12 protein-coding genes and 3 pseudogenes are annotated in these 18,625 nt (G+C 45.6%); 12 read left to right on the top strand and 3 right to left on the bottom strand.

The features are described 5' to 3' along the window. Positions 1-364, top strand: a pseudogene (locus Xenpb_RS10805) (hypothetical protein); the annotation flags it as partial. 42 nt (positions 365-406) lie between these two features. Here Xenpb_RS10805 and Xenpb_RS10800 read toward each other — a convergent pair. Continuing rightward, positions 407-958: a phage tail protein gene (locus Xenpb_RS10800; RefSeq protein ID WP_187654320.1), complete on the bottom strand. Its 552-nt coding sequence runs from the start codon at positions 956-958 to the stop codon at positions 407-409. An 807-nt stretch (positions 959-1,765) separates the two neighbouring features. Here Xenpb_RS10800 and Xenpb_RS10795 point away from each other — a divergent pair. Continuing rightward, a pseudogene (locus tag Xenpb_RS10795) lies at positions 1,766-2,172 on the top strand (ISNCY family transposase); the annotation flags it as partial. Positions 2,173-2,594: 422 nt separating this feature from the next. Here Xenpb_RS10795 and Xenpb_RS10790 read toward each other — a convergent pair. Beyond that, a complete protein-coding gene (locus Xenpb_RS10790) occupies positions 2,595-4,253 on the bottom strand; it encodes an FAD-dependent oxidoreductase (RefSeq protein WP_187654327.1) in 1,659 nt (552 codons plus the stop codon). A gap of 164 nt (positions 4,254-4,417) precedes the next feature. On the opposite strand from Xenpb_RS10790, the gene Xenpb_RS10785 reads away from it, so the two are divergent. The 10 genes and pseudogenes from Xenpb_RS10785 (at position 4,418) to Xenpb_RS10745 (ending at position 17,196) form a co-directional block, all read left to right on the top strand. Further along, entirely contained in the window at positions 4,418-4,750 is a 333-nt protein-coding gene (locus tag Xenpb_RS10785) for a metalloregulator ArsR/SmtB family transcription factor (RefSeq protein WP_187654319.1), read from the top strand. Continuing rightward, positions 4,740-5,168 (top strand): YeeE/YedE family protein, encoded by a 429-nt coding sequence (locus Xenpb_RS10780; RefSeq protein WP_187654318.1) that lies wholly within the window; start codon positions 4,740-4,742, stop codon positions 5,166-5,168. Before Xenpb_RS10785 ends, Xenpb_RS10780 begins: the two co-directional genes overlap by 11 nt. A 21-nt stretch (positions 5,169-5,189) precedes the next feature. Further along, positions 5,190-5,612 carry a DUF6691 family protein gene (locus Xenpb_RS10775; RefSeq protein ID WP_187654317.1) on the top strand — a complete coding sequence of 141 codons (423 nt, stop codon included), beginning with the start codon at positions 5,190-5,192 and terminating at the stop codon, positions 5,610-5,612. After that, positions 5,599-5,769 (top strand): annotated as a pseudogene (locus Xenpb_RS10770) (IS110 family transposase); the annotation flags it as partial. The gene Xenpb_RS10775 and the pseudogene Xenpb_RS10770, both read left to right, overlap by 14 nt. 530 nt (positions 5,770-6,299) lie before the next feature. After that, complete coding sequence (locus Xenpb_RS20020; RefSeq protein ID WP_255523109.1) at positions 6,300-6,821, top strand: hypothetical protein; 522 nt, start codon at positions 6,300-6,302, stop codon at positions 6,819-6,821. An 86-nt stretch (positions 6,822-6,907) separates the two neighbouring features. Further along, complete coding sequence (locus Xenpb_RS10765) at positions 6,908-8,140, top strand: AAA family ATPase (RefSeq protein WP_255523108.1); 1,233 nt, start codon at positions 6,908-6,910, stop codon at positions 8,138-8,140. Then, a complete protein-coding gene (locus tag Xenpb_RS10760) occupies positions 8,140-8,769 on the top strand; it encodes a 4Fe-4S single cluster domain-containing protein (RefSeq protein ID WP_187654315.1) in 630 nt (209 codons plus the stop codon). The genes Xenpb_RS10765 and Xenpb_RS10760 overlap by 1 nt, the downstream gene beginning before the upstream one ends. A 24-nt stretch (positions 8,770-8,793) precedes the next feature. Then, positions 8,794-15,051, top strand: a complete 6,258-nt coding sequence (locus Xenpb_RS10755) for an AAA domain-containing protein (RefSeq protein WP_255523107.1) — start codon at positions 8,794-8,796, stop codon at positions 15,049-15,051. A 17-nt stretch (positions 15,052-15,068) separates the two neighbouring features. Then, entirely contained in the window at positions 15,069-16,445 is a 1,377-nt protein-coding gene (locus Xenpb_RS10750) for a hypothetical protein (RefSeq protein WP_187654313.1), read from the top strand. 250 nt (positions 16,446-16,695) lie between these two features. Next, positions 16,696-17,196 (top strand): cupin domain-containing protein, encoded by a 501-nt coding sequence (locus tag Xenpb_RS10745; protein WP_368666815.1) that lies wholly within the window; start codon positions 16,696-16,698, stop codon positions 17,194-17,196. A gap of 465 nt (positions 17,197-17,661) precedes the next feature. Here the strand turns inward: Xenpb_RS10745 and fabI are convergent, their stop codons facing one another. Beyond that, positions 17,662-18,450: an enoyl-ACP reductase FabI gene (gene fabI / locus Xenpb_RS10740; protein WP_187654312.1), complete on the bottom strand. Its 789-nt coding sequence runs from the start codon at positions 18,448-18,450 to the stop codon at positions 17,662-17,664. Positions 18,451-18,625: the final 175 nt, after the last annotated feature.

The following is an 18,625-nucleotide window of genomic DNA, read 5'->3' as shown; positions in this document are numbered from 1 at the left end:
TTTTGGCGAGGTCAATGCCAACGACTTTGATCGTATTCATGATAGGTTCTCTCCCGAAAAATTCAGTGCATCGGAAAGAAAGATGGCACTATTTGCCGCTGAAAAAGGGGCCGTCCATCACATCACTACATATGTGGAGGATAAAGTCTTGCCGGACGGGGCTATCGACATCAAAGTGACCCACCGACAAAATACCCATATGCCCGCGAGACTACAGAATCGGCGCCTCAAGTCTGTGGATGAGCAAACGTATTACACCGATGATGAGCCGTGTGACTTACCTGCGGGCATTCGCTTAGATGTCCGCGTCCAGATGCCGGAAGATTCGGTGTGGAATGTGAGGCAGGGGGAGGTCGAAGAGTAAAATTAACCCGCAGAAAATTGCGGGTTAAATGGTTACTCGGAATTAAGCAGCTCTGACTATGTAATTGAATGCTATGTTACGTGGACGAGTTTCTGTTGCTGTACGCACCGCACGGGATGCATCAAATGTCCAATTTACTGCGCCATAACCTGTATTTTCATTAGGGGATGGCCCAAGCCCTATTGAAAGTATCTGATCTGTTCCTTTGAATGGACCAGAGTCTACTGCATCCCGAAACAGTTGTGTTCTTCCAAATTTTCCTACAATATTCTGAATAGCATCAGTCTGGGACGATAATAATGTACGCTCAGGATCAATTGTACCTTCCGTATCTAAGCCACGAATAAATTCACCACGTAAATCAGGTAGCACACCAGAAGGATAAGCAAGAGCGAGTTGTGGATACCTTGCTTTATCAAATGCTTCACCGTTGCATATCACCCAGCCTTCTGGTGGTGTTTCCGTAGGCCAAGGTACAGGAACGCCAACAGGTAAAATTGAATCTCGTATAACATTAAGAGCATCAATGAGTTGTTGTGTTGATACTAATACTGCATCATTTAATTCTGATACATCAGGCTTTTTATCTTGCATAATTTATTCCCTCATTTCATCAACAATACAATTGCTAAATAACATGAAGGCGGTAAGAGACTTCTCCGCCTGTGAACTTCAATAAAATGGGTTCATCAATACTGGAGAGTATGGCTTGATTACTATTTGATAGGTTGCATGTTTTGTTGGCAGGATGACATAAAATGACAGGTGGGGAATTAATAGAATTTATCAGATGCCTGATAAGACTTAGTATGCTAAATGCGTGATTCACCGTCTTTGTAACCCTTGACTTCCCTAATCTCTGTCTTTGTGACAGAAATAAGAAAAATCAGCAAGTTACAATAAATATTTTATAACCCATTGATTTAATTGAATTCCTGCTCCATGCGGGAAATGAGTAAAATCAACAAGTTAGCTAAAGGTGGGATTTCCCACCTTTTGGAATCCTTCCGTTTCAAACGGAGGCAGTGAATTAACTCTAGGGATCCCTTGAGCTTAAGGAGTCACCAGTTTCGGAGGCTCCTCTTCTTTATTGAACATAATGACTACGAGACTTATTTGGAAAATTCCAAAAAAAAAAGTCGTCTGCGAGCCGAGAACCCTAATTAATGTTGTTAAATGGGATTTGAAAGCCCTTTTATGTTAAAGGGCAGATTGCTGCCCTATAGTGATAGTGGTTCCTTTTTATCCTTACCCGTGATCCTAAACTTTACCTATTTAACGAGCATAAAATCCATTTCTATGTACTACATTGTGTACGTTTTCTGTTTGTACATGAGCGTGTACATTCGTATATTTTATAGGGTATTTATTTGTAATAATTATTTGTTTTTAATTGATAATTTAATATGTAAACGTATTTGCTGTCGGATATGCTGGAATGGGTTCCCCAGTTGGTGGCACTACTGAATGCGGGTTATAATACAGTAGAGCAACGCAATGTTGTGTTAAGCTATATTTTACTGAATGGACATACGCTGGATCTCTCACAATTTGTCCGTCAACTGATTGAACAATCTCCGGAGCATGAAACGATGTTGATGACTATTGCAGAAGAGCTTGAACAAAAAGGACGCGAGCAGGGTATCAAGCAAGGTATCGAACAAGGTATTGAACAAGGTATTGAACAAGGCCGAGAGGAAGGTAAGTTGGAAACAGCTCGTGCATTATTACGACATGGTGTCAGTCTGGACATTATTGTCACCAGTACCGGATTGAGCCGGGATAAAATTGAAGCGTTAAAGCATTAAACTAATCTTCTCTTTCACATCAAAATGCCGATCTTTGATATCGGCATTTTTTACTGAATGGACATACACTGGATCTCTCACAATTTGCCCATCAACTGATATAACCCGGTGCTCATTCAAGAATGTGAGCTGAAGTTGCATCGCAGATACATATGAGCGGCTCATCTTTATCGCATTTTTATCGCATTCTTTCTGCAAGCAACACACCTGTTATTGGTTCCCCCTTCCTGAACCAGTCCGGCAGAGGACAAACATCGTCGTCGCCACAAGGGATTTTTCACGCGCTAAACGTGATGACTCATATTGCGCCCGTAGTCCCGTAGTTTTGATAAGAAGCCATTTGCTGCATCAACGTAACCAAAAACCAATTTGCACCCGCAAAACCTGATTACGCGGTAAGCTGCGGGTGCGAAGATTACGAGTTAACGGGAAGCGTTAACCATCAGCCAGGTTTTGTAACCCCCGGTCAAATTACGGGCCTGAAAACCAAGATGAGTCAGTATTCGCCAGGCAACATGTCCACGCAATCCTGACTGACAGGCGATCAGAATTTCTTTGTTTTTTGGCAACTCATTGATGCGCTGGCGCAATTCATCAAGCGGGATGTGCAGTCCTAGCCCAAATTCCCCCAAGTTTTTGAGTTCTTCTAGCGTTCTGACATCCACCAGAATCTGCCGTTCAGGATCCAGCCGCTGGATATCATCTACGTGACAGATACGGGTACCACCATGTAGAACGTTGCTAGCCACCATCCCAATTTGGTTGACAACGCTGCGGGCACTGTTGAAAGGGGGTGCGTAGGCGAATTCCAGGTTTTCCAGATCGTCAACGTTTAACCCTGCACGCTGTGCGACGGCCAGAACATCGATAGCTTTATCAATACCGCGTTTTCCTACCGCCTGCGCGCCCAGAATAGTGCCAGAAACAGGTTCGAATAATAACTTGAGCGATATAGTTTGGCTACCAGGATAGTAGCTCGCGTGGTCGGCAGCATGGACAAAGACTTTTTCATAACAAAGGTTATCGCGCCGCAGGGTTTTCTCGTTCAACCCTACGCTGGCGATTGCGTAGTCAAATACCTTGCAGATTGCTGTTCCCTGACTATGTGGATAGCGGCGTTTTCCGCCTAACATATTTTCAGCAGCGATACGTCCCTGACGGTTGGCCGGCCCAGCGAGTGGTATGAGCGTTGACTTGCTGGTGACCCACTCGGTGGTTTCCACCACATCACCCACGGCATAAATACCCGGCACGGAGGTTTCCATATACTCGTCGACCTGAATACCACCGCTCTGGCCAATGGCTAATCCGGTGTTTTTGGCCAGGGTTAGCTCTGGTTTTACGCCAATCGCCAGTACAATCATGTCTGTGCTCAGTGTCTCGCCGTTGTTCAGAGTGATATGAAGTTTGTCTTCCCCATTTATTTGTGCAATCTCCGTGAGTCCCGTCCGTAAACGAAGATCAACATCATGCTGGCGGATTTCCTGATGTAATACTTCAGCCATCTCTGCATCAACCGGTGTCATCACCTGTGTACCCTGTTCCAACAGCGTCACGGCAATACCACGATGCGAAAGCGCTTCCATCACTTCAAGCCCAATAAATCCGCCGCCAACCACCGTTGCGTGTTGTGGGTGGCGGTGTTCAATATGAGCGAGGATGTTGTCCATATCCGATAATGATCGCAACGTAAATACACCTGGCCGATGCAGCCCAGGTATCGGTGGTACTACAGGCGACGCGCCTGTGCTGAGTAACAGACGATCCCAGGATTCAGTGTAGATGTTGCCCGTTAGTGCATTTTTTATCTGAAGAGTTTTGGCGTTAGTATTTATGTTCAACACTTCATGCTGGAGGCGAACGTCAATCTTAAAGCGCTGCTGAAAATCTTCCGGTGTTTTCAGTACTAAGGACTCTCTTTTAGGAATGTCACCACCGATGTGATAGGGCAATCCACAATTGGCAAATGAGACATAGCTACCCTTTTCGAGCATGATAATCTCTGCAGTTTCTGACAGACGACGTGCCCTGACCGCTGAAGAGGCACCACCTGCAACGCCACCGACAATCACGATTTTCATTTTTTTCATAGCCTTACCACCTGTTCTGATTACTCCAGAGAGAAACGTTTAATGACGAAACAGCGATGGCTACCTGATCACACACGGTACTCATCTTGCACTACAATATACATTATTATATTATATAAAAAACTTAATGAAACTACTTTATCGTATGAGCCGCAATGAACAATATCAATCAACAGCAAATGCGTGCCGCCGCAGCCAGAACGGCAGGCATTCTCAAATCACTGGCAAATGAAGATCGACTGCTGCTCTTGTGCCATCTCAGTCAGGGAGAAGCTTCGGTCGGAGAAATGGAGACGGCATTGGCCATTACGCAACCCACCCTGTCACAACAACTTGGGGTATTACGTCGACAAAATTTGGTTGAAACCCGTCGTGAGGGGAAACATATTTTCTATCGTATTGCCACTCAAGATGTACTGATATTGTTGACCACTTTGTATGAACTCTATTGTCCTAACACTGATGAGGATGTCTGCAATGATGATTGATATGGCCCAGTTTACCCCTCTGCAAAGCTTTGTTGGGGGGCTCCTTATAGGGGCAGCCGCATGGGTGCTGATCCTGTTCTGCGGCAGGATAGCGGGTGTCAGCGGGATACTCGGCGGCATATTGTCACGATCTACGTTAGATAAAGGTTGGCGGCTGGCATTTTTGCTTGGAGTAGTGGCATCGCCCTCGCTTTATCGTCTTGTCACGCCATTGCCTTCCGTCGATTTGTCTGGATCGTGGTCGATACTGATCGTCGCGGGGATATTGGTCGGTCTTGGCACACAGTATGGTTCCGGCTGTACCAGCGGACATGGCGTGTGTGGACTGTCGAGGTTGTCGGGACGTTCACTGGCGGCCACGGCGACCTTTATGATTGTAGCGTTTATCACTGCCTGGGTTATAGGGTTTTGGCGTTAATGTCACCAACAGGAGCAAGCAATGAACAGCGTTTTCTCGTTACTGGCAGGGTTACTGTTTGGCATTGGATTGATTGTCAGCGGTATGGCAGATCCGGGTAAGGTCATCGGCTTTCTGGATATTACCCGCGTTTGGGATCCCTCACTCGCGTTTGTTATGGGCGGTGCCATTAGCGTGGGTTTCTTTGCCTTCCGGATGGCGAAAAAAAGAAACCGCCCGGTGTATGCGGAAAAAATGCACTTACCTACCGCGACGCAAATTGATAAGCGCCTTATTGGAGGGGGTATATTGTTTGGTATCGGTTGGGGGCTGGCTGGCATCTGTCCCGGTCCCGGGTTGGTATTACTGGGGGCTGGCACGTTAAAAGGTCTCGTATTTGTGATCGCAATGGTGACTGGAATGTTGATCTTTCAATGGCTGGAAAAAGTTGGCAACTCGGTCTAACGCGGTTATCAGGCATTTTTACAATCGTCTGGTAGCAACAGGTAAGCCCAAAAAAGTGGCTCTGGTTGCCTGTATGCGTGAGCTTCTGACCATTATTAACGCAATGGTTAGAAATAGCCAAATATGGGATGAGTCTTACCATCAGTTGACTTCTTAAAAAATACGGTTCAAGACAGATACTGTGTTTCCTGTCAAACACAATGTAAGCTTTGATCGAAGCTTTTCTCTGTCTTAAGAACCTTAAACGCAACGTGGATAAGTTTGCGCATCATTGCTCCATTGTTTCGATTATTAACTTTGGCGCCTTTCCGGCGACGGTAAGACGGGAATAAAAATGCTTCCCCCGTTTTGGATAATCGCAGTCGCCCCTTCACACTATTGCCAGATTCATTAATTCGGGGATATTCACGAATGACGGTATTCTCAATAATGGATTAACTCAAGGGATTGTTTTTGGGTTGGTGTCAGATGAATTTTCATGGTTGTCAGCATGATGGGATTTGAATAATAAATCAAGCATCTTCATGACGACAGGTATATGTGCCGAAAAGCACTGTCCGGCAAGATAACTTTCTTAAATACTTACCTGTTTGAATCACGAATCTGGTGTTTTTCTTGCTTTGTTTTTATCTGAATACGGTAAAATGATTCATTATTTTTATATGATGAGCGAAAAGAGGGAATTTCATGGAAAATACCTTCCAAAAAGCGCGCTGGTTACGGGATTTACAACGTTTTTTACCTCTGAAAAGCCAGTTCGTTCTGTCTGGTAACGTCAGGGATCTGCAAGCGTATGAAATCGCACCGGAAATTATCACACCACTGGTATTGAATCAGGCTCTGCAAAATACGTTATTTGATATGGGTTATGTGCATATCATGACGTTTAATCCGCTTTCCGGATTTACCTTAATCAATCATCCGTCTCAGTCAGAAGTACAAGGGCAAGTATTATTACAACGGTTGGGGCTATCAATGAATGTCAATCGTATTCCCGGTGGTATCGATCTGCTAAATACCGTATTGGAAAAATGGGTAGAATACCCGAATGAGCCGATAGCATTATGTGTGGATTTTGCTTCCTGCCTGATCTCCCAGCGTGAAAATCTCTCTGCGATTGAGCACCATCTGTTTACCCACGCCTTAATTCTTTCTCATCAGGCAAAAGCTCGTCCGGCAGGGGGACAACGCCAGCCATTTTTTGGATAGTTGAAAAAGAGACCGATTTACCGGACTGGTTTCTGATTAATAATCCCCGAATCCGCCACATTCCGGTTGCCAAACTTGACGGACAGATGCGCCGGGCACTGGCGCCGACTTTATTGCGTTCGCTACCGGACTTTGAACAGGTGGCAGATGATGAATATACTGCTTTACTGAATGATTTTATTGATGAAACCGAAGGATTGTTACTGCTTGATTTAACCGCTATCGTACAGCTTGCCCGTCTTGAGAACGTTCCGGTCATGCGCATTAGTGATGCGGTCAGGCGGTATAAAGTCGGTATTACAGAAGATCCGTGGCAAAAGATTGATAAGGATAAAATCCGCAATGCCTATAACATCATACAACGGCGTGTAAAAGGGCAATATCACGCTGTCACACATTTGCTGGATATTATTAAACGGGCGGTAACTGGTGTCGGCAGCAATAAAAGTGGGCGTCCTCGTGGTGTATTGTTTCTCGCTGGTCCTACTGGTGTCGGTAAAACGGAGCTGGCAAAAACCGTTACTCAGTTGTTGTTTGGTGATGAAAGTGCTTATATCCGTTTTGATATGTCGGAATTCAGTGTCGAACATGCCGATCAGCGCCTTATCGGTGCGCCTCCCGGCTACGTGGGCTATAACACAGGAGGTGAACTGACTAACGCCATCCGCGAAAAACCGTTCAGTGTTGTGTTGTTTGATGAAATTGAAAAAGCCCATCCGCAACTGATGGATAAGTTTTTGCAGATTATTGATGATGGTGTGTTGACGTCCGGTCGCGGTGATCGTGTCTATTTTTCAGAATCGTTGATTATTTTTACCTCGAACCTCGGCATTTATCGACTGAATAATGAAGGAGAGCGGGTCGCTAACATAACACCGGATGAATCGTTTGAAACCGTACAACAGAATGTGAAACGGGAAATTGAGCACTATTTCAAACTGATATTGAACCGCCCGGAATTATTCAATCGTATCGGCGAAAATATCATTGTATTTGATTTTATCCGGCCGGAAGTGGCAGAGCAGATTTTCAGTCAAATGGTGGATAATATTCTGCGCGGGCTGGAAAAACAGGCAATAACCGTCACGATAGCAGATAAGGCAATGGTAACCTTAAAATCCCGCTGTCTTGCGGACTTATCCAACGGTGGACGAGGTATCCGTAATCAGCTCGAAATTCATCTTATCAACCCGTTATCACGGGCTATCTTTGATCAAAATGCCTTGCCAAACGACGCTTTTTGTATCACCCATATCTCATACGGTGAAACAGGCGAAATGACAGCGGTGCAACTGACGCGGATCATGGAGTCAATCTGATGGAGATCAGTCTGTCGCGTCTGCATTTTCCCGTAACCTCTCTGGGGCCGGGAAAACGTATCGGGATTTGGACACAAGGATGCAGTATTCGTTGTAAGGGATGTATGTCTCCTGACACATGGCGACCGACACAACAACGCATTGCCGTCAGTACCCTGATAACACAGCTTACACCTTGGCTGGCAGAGGCAGAAGGTATCACCATTTCCGGTGGTGAGCCTTTTGACCAGCCGGACGCACTTTATACCTTGTTAAAAATGTTACGTGATCATTTTTCCGGCGATATTCTAGTTTTCAGTGGGTACGAATACAGCGCGTTAAAAATAAGGTTACAGGCAATGGAAAGTTTGATTGATGCGTTGGTATCCGGTCCGTATCAGCAAGAAGCGACACAGAATTTACGTTTGCGTGGCAGCGACAATCAGGAACTTCATCTTTTGACTCCGTTGGGCAGGCAGCGTTATCACACTTATCATCTGCCGTTGAACGAAACGGATAAGGTTCTGGATCTCGCTTTGGATGCACAGGGCAGGGTGTTTATTGCCGGTATTCCGGGAAAGGGCGATATGGAGCGGTTCAGAGATCTGCTTATGCAAGGGGATCATCAGGTAACACAGATTAAAAAATAGAATAATAACAGGTACGTAATGGTTATGATGCGTTTTTGCCCCCATTGTCAGACAGAGCGGCCACTGACCGAAATTTTCTGTGAAGGTCATATCAGCACACAGCCGTGCGGATGGGATTTATCTGCTGAACCTCTCCATGAATCAGGCTGGCGTCCGCAATTGCCGGACAGTACACCAACGACAGGATCCGCCGATGCAGTACTGCAGGAACATACTTATGTTTGTGTGAACGGTCACCCGATGGAAGACGGTGATCTGATTTGTCTGCAATGTGGTGAGGATATCGCCGGATTTTCTGCGGAAAACCCAGTTGATCAGGACATAACATTTTCATCAGAAGAACCAGCACCGATAGAATCGACATTTATCGGACACTGGCTGCTGGGTGAACGGATCAATAGCAGTGATAGTCCGCGTGAGCGTTACAATGTGACTCATCGGGAAACGGATCGGCAAGGAATTTTAACGCTTTATCAGTTGGGTGAAGAATCCGATCCGTCGGTCTATGATGTGCTTCGGCTTTTGCTGAAAAGTCACGTACCGGAGTTGCTGGACATTGGTCGTCAACATGGCCGGCCGTGGCATGTGACAGAACTTATTCCCGGAGGTTCATTAGAGGTATTTATTTCCCAAGGCGACTATTGGCAACCGGAAGAAATTCCACAGCTTATCCGGGAAATGGGGCAGGCATTGGCCGCCTTTGCAGAGCATGGTTTACGCCACCGCGATCTGAGACCTTCTCATATTATGATCCGTCAGCGCTCGCCACTGGATATGGTGATCATTGAGTTTGGTTCTGCCTGTCTGTCGGAATTCGACCTTGATATCGTCTCACCGCTGGATATCAGCCGCTACAGCGCACCGGAAACCTTAGCTGGAGGCGTGTCCGCCGCTTCTGACTGGTGGAGTCTGGGCATTATTCTGCTGGAACAGCTCACCCAGGGGCGCTGTTTTGAGCAGGTTCACAGCAATGCGTTTTTGATTCAGGTGATGGCTCACGGTGTCACCATTCCGGATGATTTGGATGAAAATATCCGCATCCTGCTGCGCGGATTATTAACCCGCGACCGCACACAGCGTTGGCAGTGGCCGGAGGTATCAGCATGGCTGGACGGACGTGCAATAGCTGCGCCGGTTGAGGAAAATCAGCCGCAGCCACGGCATGAGCGACAGATTACTCTTGCCGGGCAGACATATAGCCAATCAACACAATTCGCTCTGAAAGCCGCAGAAGCAGCTCAATGGGATGACGCTTTGTCCTTATTATTGCGTGGAGAGCTTTTCTCATGGCTTGCCGGAATGAGCCACTATGAATCAATCCACCCGCAATTGCGTCTTTTTACCGATATGCCGGAGATTGATGACAATCTGCGCCTGATGCTGACCTTAAAGGTGTTGAACCCGGATATGCCGTTTATTTATCGCGGTGAGATCATCACACCTTCCTGGTTATTAGAACATACGGATATCAGTTACAGTTTGATTAATGATCCGCTGGCACAACTGTTACGGCAAATCGACTCTAAGCACTGGCTGGTGCAACTTTATTATCGTCAGCAGCAGATCCGCAGACGGGCGGAAGCGCTGGAAATCACCCTGAATGAAAATATACTGAGAATTTATCTGCTGATTACCTCTCATAGTCAGTTTATTGCGCGCTGGCAGGCGCATCATCAGTTGTTTCCTGATACACATCACGATGGCTTACGGACACTGATTGACAGACAGAATCTACAGGATGAAGACCTTATCTTATTGCTGAGTGCCGATATCGGACAGTTTATTGCACACCAGACATTACTGGATCGGGCCGTTAATCTGGCGAAACGCTATCGTATCAGCACATTTGAGCGCACGCAGGCAGAAGCGTTATTGCAGTTACCCCGTCTTACACTGTATCAGCAGTTAAGAGAGCGGATCGGTGATTTTTGTCGGTGTGGAATCGCAGATATTGATGAATGGACAGAACAATTTTTACTAACACGGCGTCTGCCGCTTGAACAGGTCATTGTGATGCTGACGATTGCTGCAGAACGATGGGTCGTACCGGAAAAGCAGCGCTATGTTCACCAAGTCATGCAGTTTTTTACCCGGAAAATCACCGCAAATACGCAGCGGGGCTCTTTAGTTCGTATGCGTCTGACCCCATCGGCAGGCCGGGTTGATCTGACTGAACTGAATAGTGTTCGGAAAAGTGCGCAGGATCTATTACAGTATTTAATTAATCGGTCGAAAAATGCTATTGCAATCGATAGCCAGACTTTATTGCAAATGCCCAAAGTCAATGACAGGCTGCGGGTATTACAGGTGAAAACCGAATTATACCAGCGCGATACCGGTATAAATGGAATGTATCTGGGATTTCCGTTCCTGCTCATTCATACCCAGCCTTCACAGATGAAACCTCGTATCGCACCACTGTTTCTCTGGCCGGTTAATCTGGTCATGAATGCCGGATTGCGGGGTGTTGCCCGTTTGCAGTTTGATAGTGAGCGAGGGGCGGTGAGACTCAATCCGGCGTTGGCCAGCCTGAATGGTATTCCGCCAGTAAAAGAGTGGCAGGCAATTTTGGAACAACTTCTCGGGCATGCCGGACTGACGGTTGATGGTGTGATGGAGAAGCTCTCTGCCATCATGCCAGTGACAGTCAGTCATTTATCTACATTACCTTCAGATCCAGAAATCGGAGAAAACAGTGCATCGTTGTGTTGCTCAGCCGTACTTTTTCACACTTCATTTATCGGACAGGCTATCGGCGAAGATCTGCAACAAATTGCCGGTTTGCCGATTGAAAATACCGCACTGGAAAAAGCATTAGGGCTAGCAGGGCACGAAACGTCAGAACCTCGTCCGTTGAAAGCAGAAGAACGTTATTTTGTCAGTGCGACGGATCCTTCTCAGGAAACAGTCGTGGCGGCGGCACGGCAAAACCGGGGATTGTTAATTGAAGGACCGCCGGGAACCGGCAAAAGCCAGACTATTGTTAATCTGATTGCGGATACTATCGGACAACAGAAAACAGCACTGGTGATTTGCCAGAAACCAGCGGCACTGGAAGTGGTGTATAAGCGCCTGATAGCTTGTGGCCTGATGAATCGTATTGTGCTTGTACATCAGGCGCAGAAAGGGCGTGATATTATTCAGTCGGTACGCTCACAGATTGATGATCTGTTTATTCACGAGAAAACGGGTGATCAGACGACAAACTGGGTAAGTAAGCGCTGTATTGCTGCTCAATGTATGGACAAATATGAAACGCAGTTGGATAACTATTACAACGGATTATATCAGTATCATGAAACGGCAGGGCTCTCTTATCGTCAACTAATGTCCTCCCTGATTGCACTGCGTGATAAGGCAGAAGTCGGGCTCGATTTACCACAATTACAGTCGTTGTTCTGTTCACTGGACACGGCTGAAACAGTCAGAATCATTGATGATATCGTGCAAGTCGCCCCTCTATGGCTGGCTGCCGATTATGAGGATAGTCCGCTCTCACAATTGCGCTCTTTCTCTGCGGCTGACGACAGCTGTCAGCAGTTTAACAAAGATTTTGCCGGATTTATGCAGGCTGAGACAGCACGGGAACAAACCCTGACGCTTCCTTATACACAAATCACCATTGAAACACTGACTCACCATCAGGCTGCTTTGGCAACCTGCAAAACGGTATTTGCTTTATTATCTTCGTTGACATGGCAGCAATTTGCCCGTTGGTTGCCATTGTTCTGCAATGAAAAAGGGCAACAACCGCGTGGTCAGCAGGTTATCAGCCAACTGGAAGCGTTGACTATGCAATTACAGCAGGTAGATACCTCGCTGTGTGATCCGCGCTTATTTCATCTTCTGGCAGATTGTGAAAATCCGGAATTGGCACAACTGTCACAGGCATTAAAAGAGAAACAACGTACGTCGTTCTGGTTTTATCTGAATCCGTTTTATTATGCCCGTCAACGCAAACTTAACGCGTTTACTACCGCTCATGGCATCAGCAATAATCCGGCACAGTACACCGCATTTTCTCATTCAATCAGTACTGAACAGACTGTACGCCTTATCCGTACTGAACTGAATCAGTTACATCAACAACTTGAATTAGATACACTTTCTGACTCTGATATTTTTTTATTATTTCAGGCGTTGGAAAATACAACAGACCACCTTCGTCGGATTGCCGATCTGGCACAGCTTGTGGTTGATTATCCTCAGCCGGCTCATTTATTCAGTGCCATACGTGACCATCAGCAGGCTGGTTTTTCACAGCAACGGCTTGAAATTGAGGCCGCGATAACACGGGCTCAGGCACAAGACAATAGCTGTAACGCTCTCAGTATGTTGACTCCGTATCTGACCACTCAGACACAACAACGTTTTGCCGGAGCGATTAAACGTCAGGCGTCTCTTAATCGTGATCTGACAGTAATAAAGGCAGCATTACCAACATTAAAACCTTATCTCCAGTTTAGTGCACTTTCCGTCGATTTCGGTGAGACTCATCGGGAGATTTTGGCATTATTGCGCCCTTATGCCGACGAGTTTTTTCGGTTAAACGATACTGCATTACGTCAACTCATTGAGAAGACACTGAAACATTATTATTACCTGGCTTTGAAAGCGTTGTTTGAGAGTCGGGATCCTGCGTTAACCACTAAGCAGGACACACTGGATTACAATATTCAACAACTGGAAAGCACACTGGCAGATTTACAGACACTGAACCGTGAAGCATTCAAGAAGGGGGTAGAATACCGCCAAATCAGCCCACAGAGGGTGTGGGAAGAGATTACCCGTTTAACAGGGAAACGAGCCAGAAGGTTACGGGAATTTATCGAAGAGGGGGAATCATTCGGTTTGATGCGTCTGCGTCCGGTATGGCTGATGACACCGGATGTTGCCAGTCAGGTTTTACCACTCAAACCCGGTTTTTTTGATACAGTCATTTATGATGAAGCTTCTCAGATGCCGGTCGAGTATGCTTTACCGACGCTATATCGCGGTAAGCAAATGATTGTCAGCGGTGATGAGAAGCAGATGCCGCCTTCCAGTTTCTTTGCCGGTTCGGTCAACAATGAGGATGACGACGAAGAAAATGACTCACCGGAACGGCAACAGGAAGAATGGCAAAATGAGTGGGATTATCGCCAAATCGGTGAGTGTCCTGACTTGCTGCATCTGGCACGGACAGTATTACCGGTTTATACGCTCGATATTCACTATCGTTCTGCTTACCGTGATTTGATTAATTTTTCAAACCATGCGTTTTACGAAAAACGCCTGAATATCCCAGCACAGCACTCAGAAAAAGTGCTCAATAAGATAAAACCGCTGTCACTGGAGATGATCAACGGAACGTACAGCAATCAGACTAACCCCGACGAAGCGGAAGCCATTGTGACACGTCTGGCTGAAATATGGCAGGCTCCGTTTGAAAACCGTCCGTCTGTCGGTATTGTCACCTTTAACCAGAAACAAGCACAGTTAATCCACCACTTCCTGATCGAGCGTACTGAAACAGATACGGATTTTTGTCAGGCTTATATGCAGGAAATACATCGGCGGGAACAGGGTGAGGATATGTCGTTGTTTGTGAAAAACGTTGAGAACGTACAGGGTGATGAACGGGATGTGATTTTATTTTCCACAACGTTCGGACGTAACAAGCAAGGTACTTTTCGGCGTAATTTTGGTGTGTTAGGACAGACAGGCGGAGAGCGCAGGCTCAATGTGGCAATTACTCGTGCTAGAAAACAGGTGGTTATCTTTTCATCCATGCCGTTGGATGAAATATCTGACTTGCTTGCAACTTATCGCAAACCTGAAATTCCCCGTGATTTCTTACAAGGGTATCTGATGCTTGCCCGTAACCTGGCTATCGGACAAAGCGAACATAATCAGGCATTACTCAATAAAATGTGCCGTACAGATACCGGCTTGAGTGATAACAACCAAACTAATGATGGTTTTGTGCAATCCGTGGTGAAATTCGTGCAACAACAAGGATGGCAGATAGCTAAAGTGCAGCAGGCCGGGATTTTCTATTTTGATTGCATTATTGAAGATAAACTCAGTGGTCAATATATCATCGGGTTGGAATGCGATATGCCGTACCATCCGTTACTACAACAGGCAAGAGCGCGGGAAATATGGCGGGCATCCGTGTTAAAGCACGTGGTTCCGGTCCGTTACCGGATTTCTGTCGTGGAATGGTTTCATCAGCCGGACATCGCGCAGCAGAAACTGATTGTAGCGATTACACAGGCCTTCTCAACGCATAATCTATAAGGTACATAGGTATTGTTATGAGTTCATCCCTACACACGATCAAAATCAGAAAACAATATTTTATTGCATGTCGACGTGCACATGCCAGATTAAAGCAATTTTATCAACGCTGGCAGCATATTAGTCAGAAGCTTTCCGATGTAGATGAAACACGGAATCAATTGTTCTCACAGCAGCTTCAGGCATTAAATATTCGTATGGAGCAGGGAGCCATTTCTATGTCACCGAATGAAATGGATACCTTGCAACGCCATATTGAGAAATTTACGCAGGATATTCAGAATGAGATACCACTACTTCAGGCGGAATTGCTGGAAGAACAAGCCGAAGAAGCACGAAAACGCCATCATCGCAGCAAAAATTTGACACTCTTAGCCGGGCTTCTTAAAGATAAGCTGACGACTAATCATCCGTTGAATACCGCATCAGTTCAGTCATTACAGAATGACACTGATCCACAAAGTGCTTTACTTTATCGAGCGTTAGAACTGGCTGCCAAAGAGCAATCGGGTCTGACAGAAGATCAATCGGCATTATTATCCTCACTGCTGACTGAACAAGGTGCAGATCTACAGCGTGACTGGCAGGCACCAATGACACCACTTCCGAAAATAGTCGTTCAGTTCGGTCAGATAGAAGCCATGATAATCAAACTGGGCATTCTTGATAATCAACTGGATCTCATGCCATATCAGGCGCAGTATCAAACCATTTTATCACTGAAAGATGAAGTACAAAGACAATTAAGAGCAGATTCACTGATTTTTGAGCTGGCTGCGCAGATTCGTCAGGAACATCATCTACAGGATCGTCGTACCCAGCTGGCTGTGGCAATCGCTGAGTTGGAAAGTCTGGACGATGAAGAATCAATAACCATTGCTCGTGAAGCTGATAGTGTGGCACAGCAAGGTTCGCTTTCGGAGATAACAGCCCGTCTGGTACTTGTTAACGACGCGATTATCCGGATAGAACGACGTATTATCGCAGCTGAACGCCGCAATGTTGTGCTGGAAGGATTGCGTGAGTTAGGTTATCAGGTGAATGAAAATACGGTTAATGCGTGGTTGGTCGACGGACAGGTGGTTATTTCTCATCCGTCAACGCCGGATTATGGCTTAGAGCTTGGGGCTGGTGGCGAAGAAAGTGCCCGTTTTCAGGCCAGAACCGTAGCATTTTCAGAAGAAAGAGATACCACCCGTGATAGAGATATTGATGCTATTTGGTGTCATCAACACCATCAATTACAGGAAAATCTGGCGAAATCCGGTGCAGAACTGACGATTGATAGGGCATTGCCCCCCGGCAGTGGCAAGGTGAAAGTCAGGGAACGGGTTGACACTATCCGGCCGCAACGTGTGGTAAGCCGCAATAAGACGCAGATGCGTAAGGGATAATACCTTTGCATCGGTTAAAACTGCGGCCTGTATGGCTGGAAGGCGAGCAGCCGCCCAATCGGCGGTAATATCCTTAGAAAACAAACTCCAGTTTTACTGGCTTTTTTAGAACAAAAAGTGTACTTCATGAAATAAAATTCAGTCCATAATACTTAATTCGTTAATTTATAGGTAAAAAATTTATGAAGCAGTACGAATTTCAACATAGTTAAAGACAACTAACAACATTCCATCACCTAGAGAAAGAACAGTGATAGACGAGAAGCCAAAGAATAATTTTATAATCAAAAATATAAATGAAGTTGAATTGGATAATTTTGAACGTTCTCCATTTTACGCATCTCGTGGAGCCTCTCTGACCGATGGCACTCCGGCTTGCAAGCTTGGTGCTTCTGTTGACTGCGTCCCTCCCGGAAAACGCGCAGTACCGTATCATTTCCATCATTCACAGGAAGAGATGTTCATTATTATGAATGGATCTGGAACACTCCGTATCGCTGATAACATAATCCCTATCAAAGAGGGTGATGTTATCTGCATTCCTCCGGGAGATAAATATCCACACCAAATTATCAATACGTCTGATGAAATGCTACGTTATATTTCTATAAGTACAATGGAAGGTCCTGAAATATGTGAATATCCTGATTCAAATAAATATTTAGCCAAATCGACGATAAATGGAGTTAACAAATTCAGAGCCATAAATTTTCGGAACGAGGACGTTGATTATTGGGAAAACGAGCCATAAAAAGGTTGAGGAATCCCCAGAAAAAATATAAAGGTTAAAGGTTGTTTTCTCAACGAGTATTACTGACAAAACAACCTCATAAGCCAAGCTGCATAGCAAACAGCTGCGTCAACAAAGGAGTAATTTTCCCGGCAGTACGTACTAACTCCCCATGCGGTATTCAATGGTCATGTGGTCAATGAATATACACCAGAAACCGGGGAAGATAATGGAATAACATCTGCATAGGGAATAAAGAACAGACAGGATTTAATTCATCAGTTATTGGGGCTCATTATGGACGGACATTTTGCTGGTTATTACGAGGTGAGAAATGATGTTATTTTCGCCCAAACTGTGGAAAAGAAATAAACCCAGCAATATTATCAAGCTGGGCTTATTTAATATCCTTTTCATCTTTCAAATTGCTGTCTTGTTAATTACAACTTGAAATCTATTGAGGATACAAACAATCAGTTATTGAGCTTATTTCAATTCCAATTCGTTCATAGCAGCGATGCTGAAACCACCGTCAACGTGCAGAATTTCACCTGTCACACCACCAGCCAGATCAGAACACAGGAATGCAGCAGCGTTACCAACATCTTCTGTAGTTACAGTACGGCGAATCGGTGTAACTGCTTCACAATGAGCCAGCATTTTACGGAAATCCTTAATACCGGAAGCTGCCAGTGTACGAATTGGGCCAGCAGAGATGCCGTTAACACGAATGCCTTCAACACCCATTGCATTTGCCATATAACGTACGTTGGCTTCCAGGGAGGCTTTCGCCAGACCCATTACGTTATAGTTAGGAATTGCACGTTCTGCACCCAGATAGCTCAAGGTAAGCAGGGCTGAGTTAGGATTCAGCATTTCACGGCATGCTTTCGCTATTGCAACGAAGCTGTATGCACTGATGTCATGTGCAATTTTGAAGCCTTCACGGCTGACGGCATTAACATAATCGCCATCAAGCTGGTCAGCCGGAGCATAACCGATAGAGTGAACGAATCCGTCGAATTTAGGCCATACTTTGCCTAATTCGGCAAACAATGTATCGATACTTTCGTCTTCAGCCACGTCACACGGCAGAACGATATTAGAATTCAGTGATGCAGCGAATTCTTCGACACGAGGTTTCAACTTGTCATTTTGGTAGGTAAAAGCCAGCTCTGCACCTTGTTCGTGCATTGCCTTAGCAATCCCATAAGCGATAGACAGTTTGCTGGCGACGCCAGTAATGAGAATGCGCTTGCCGGTCATGAAACCCATAGCAGTATCCTTATTGTTCTTTGTGATCAAAATAGTTCTTTGTGATCAAACACTAATAGTCATGAGTAACAAAATGATATACCCAACATGACCATAGTGTTTATTGTTAATAAACGGGGACAATTCTATCACGCCGGAGAAAAATGTGGTGAGTTTCCCACGCTGTTCCGATCAG

This window comes from Xenorhabdus sp. PB62.4 (assembly GCF_014467285.1).
Classification (GTDB): Bacteria; Pseudomonadota; Gammaproteobacteria; order Enterobacterales; family Enterobacteriaceae; genus Xenorhabdus.
Note: the sequence above shows the minus strand (reverse complement) of the source record. Positions and strands in the feature narration are given on the sequence as shown.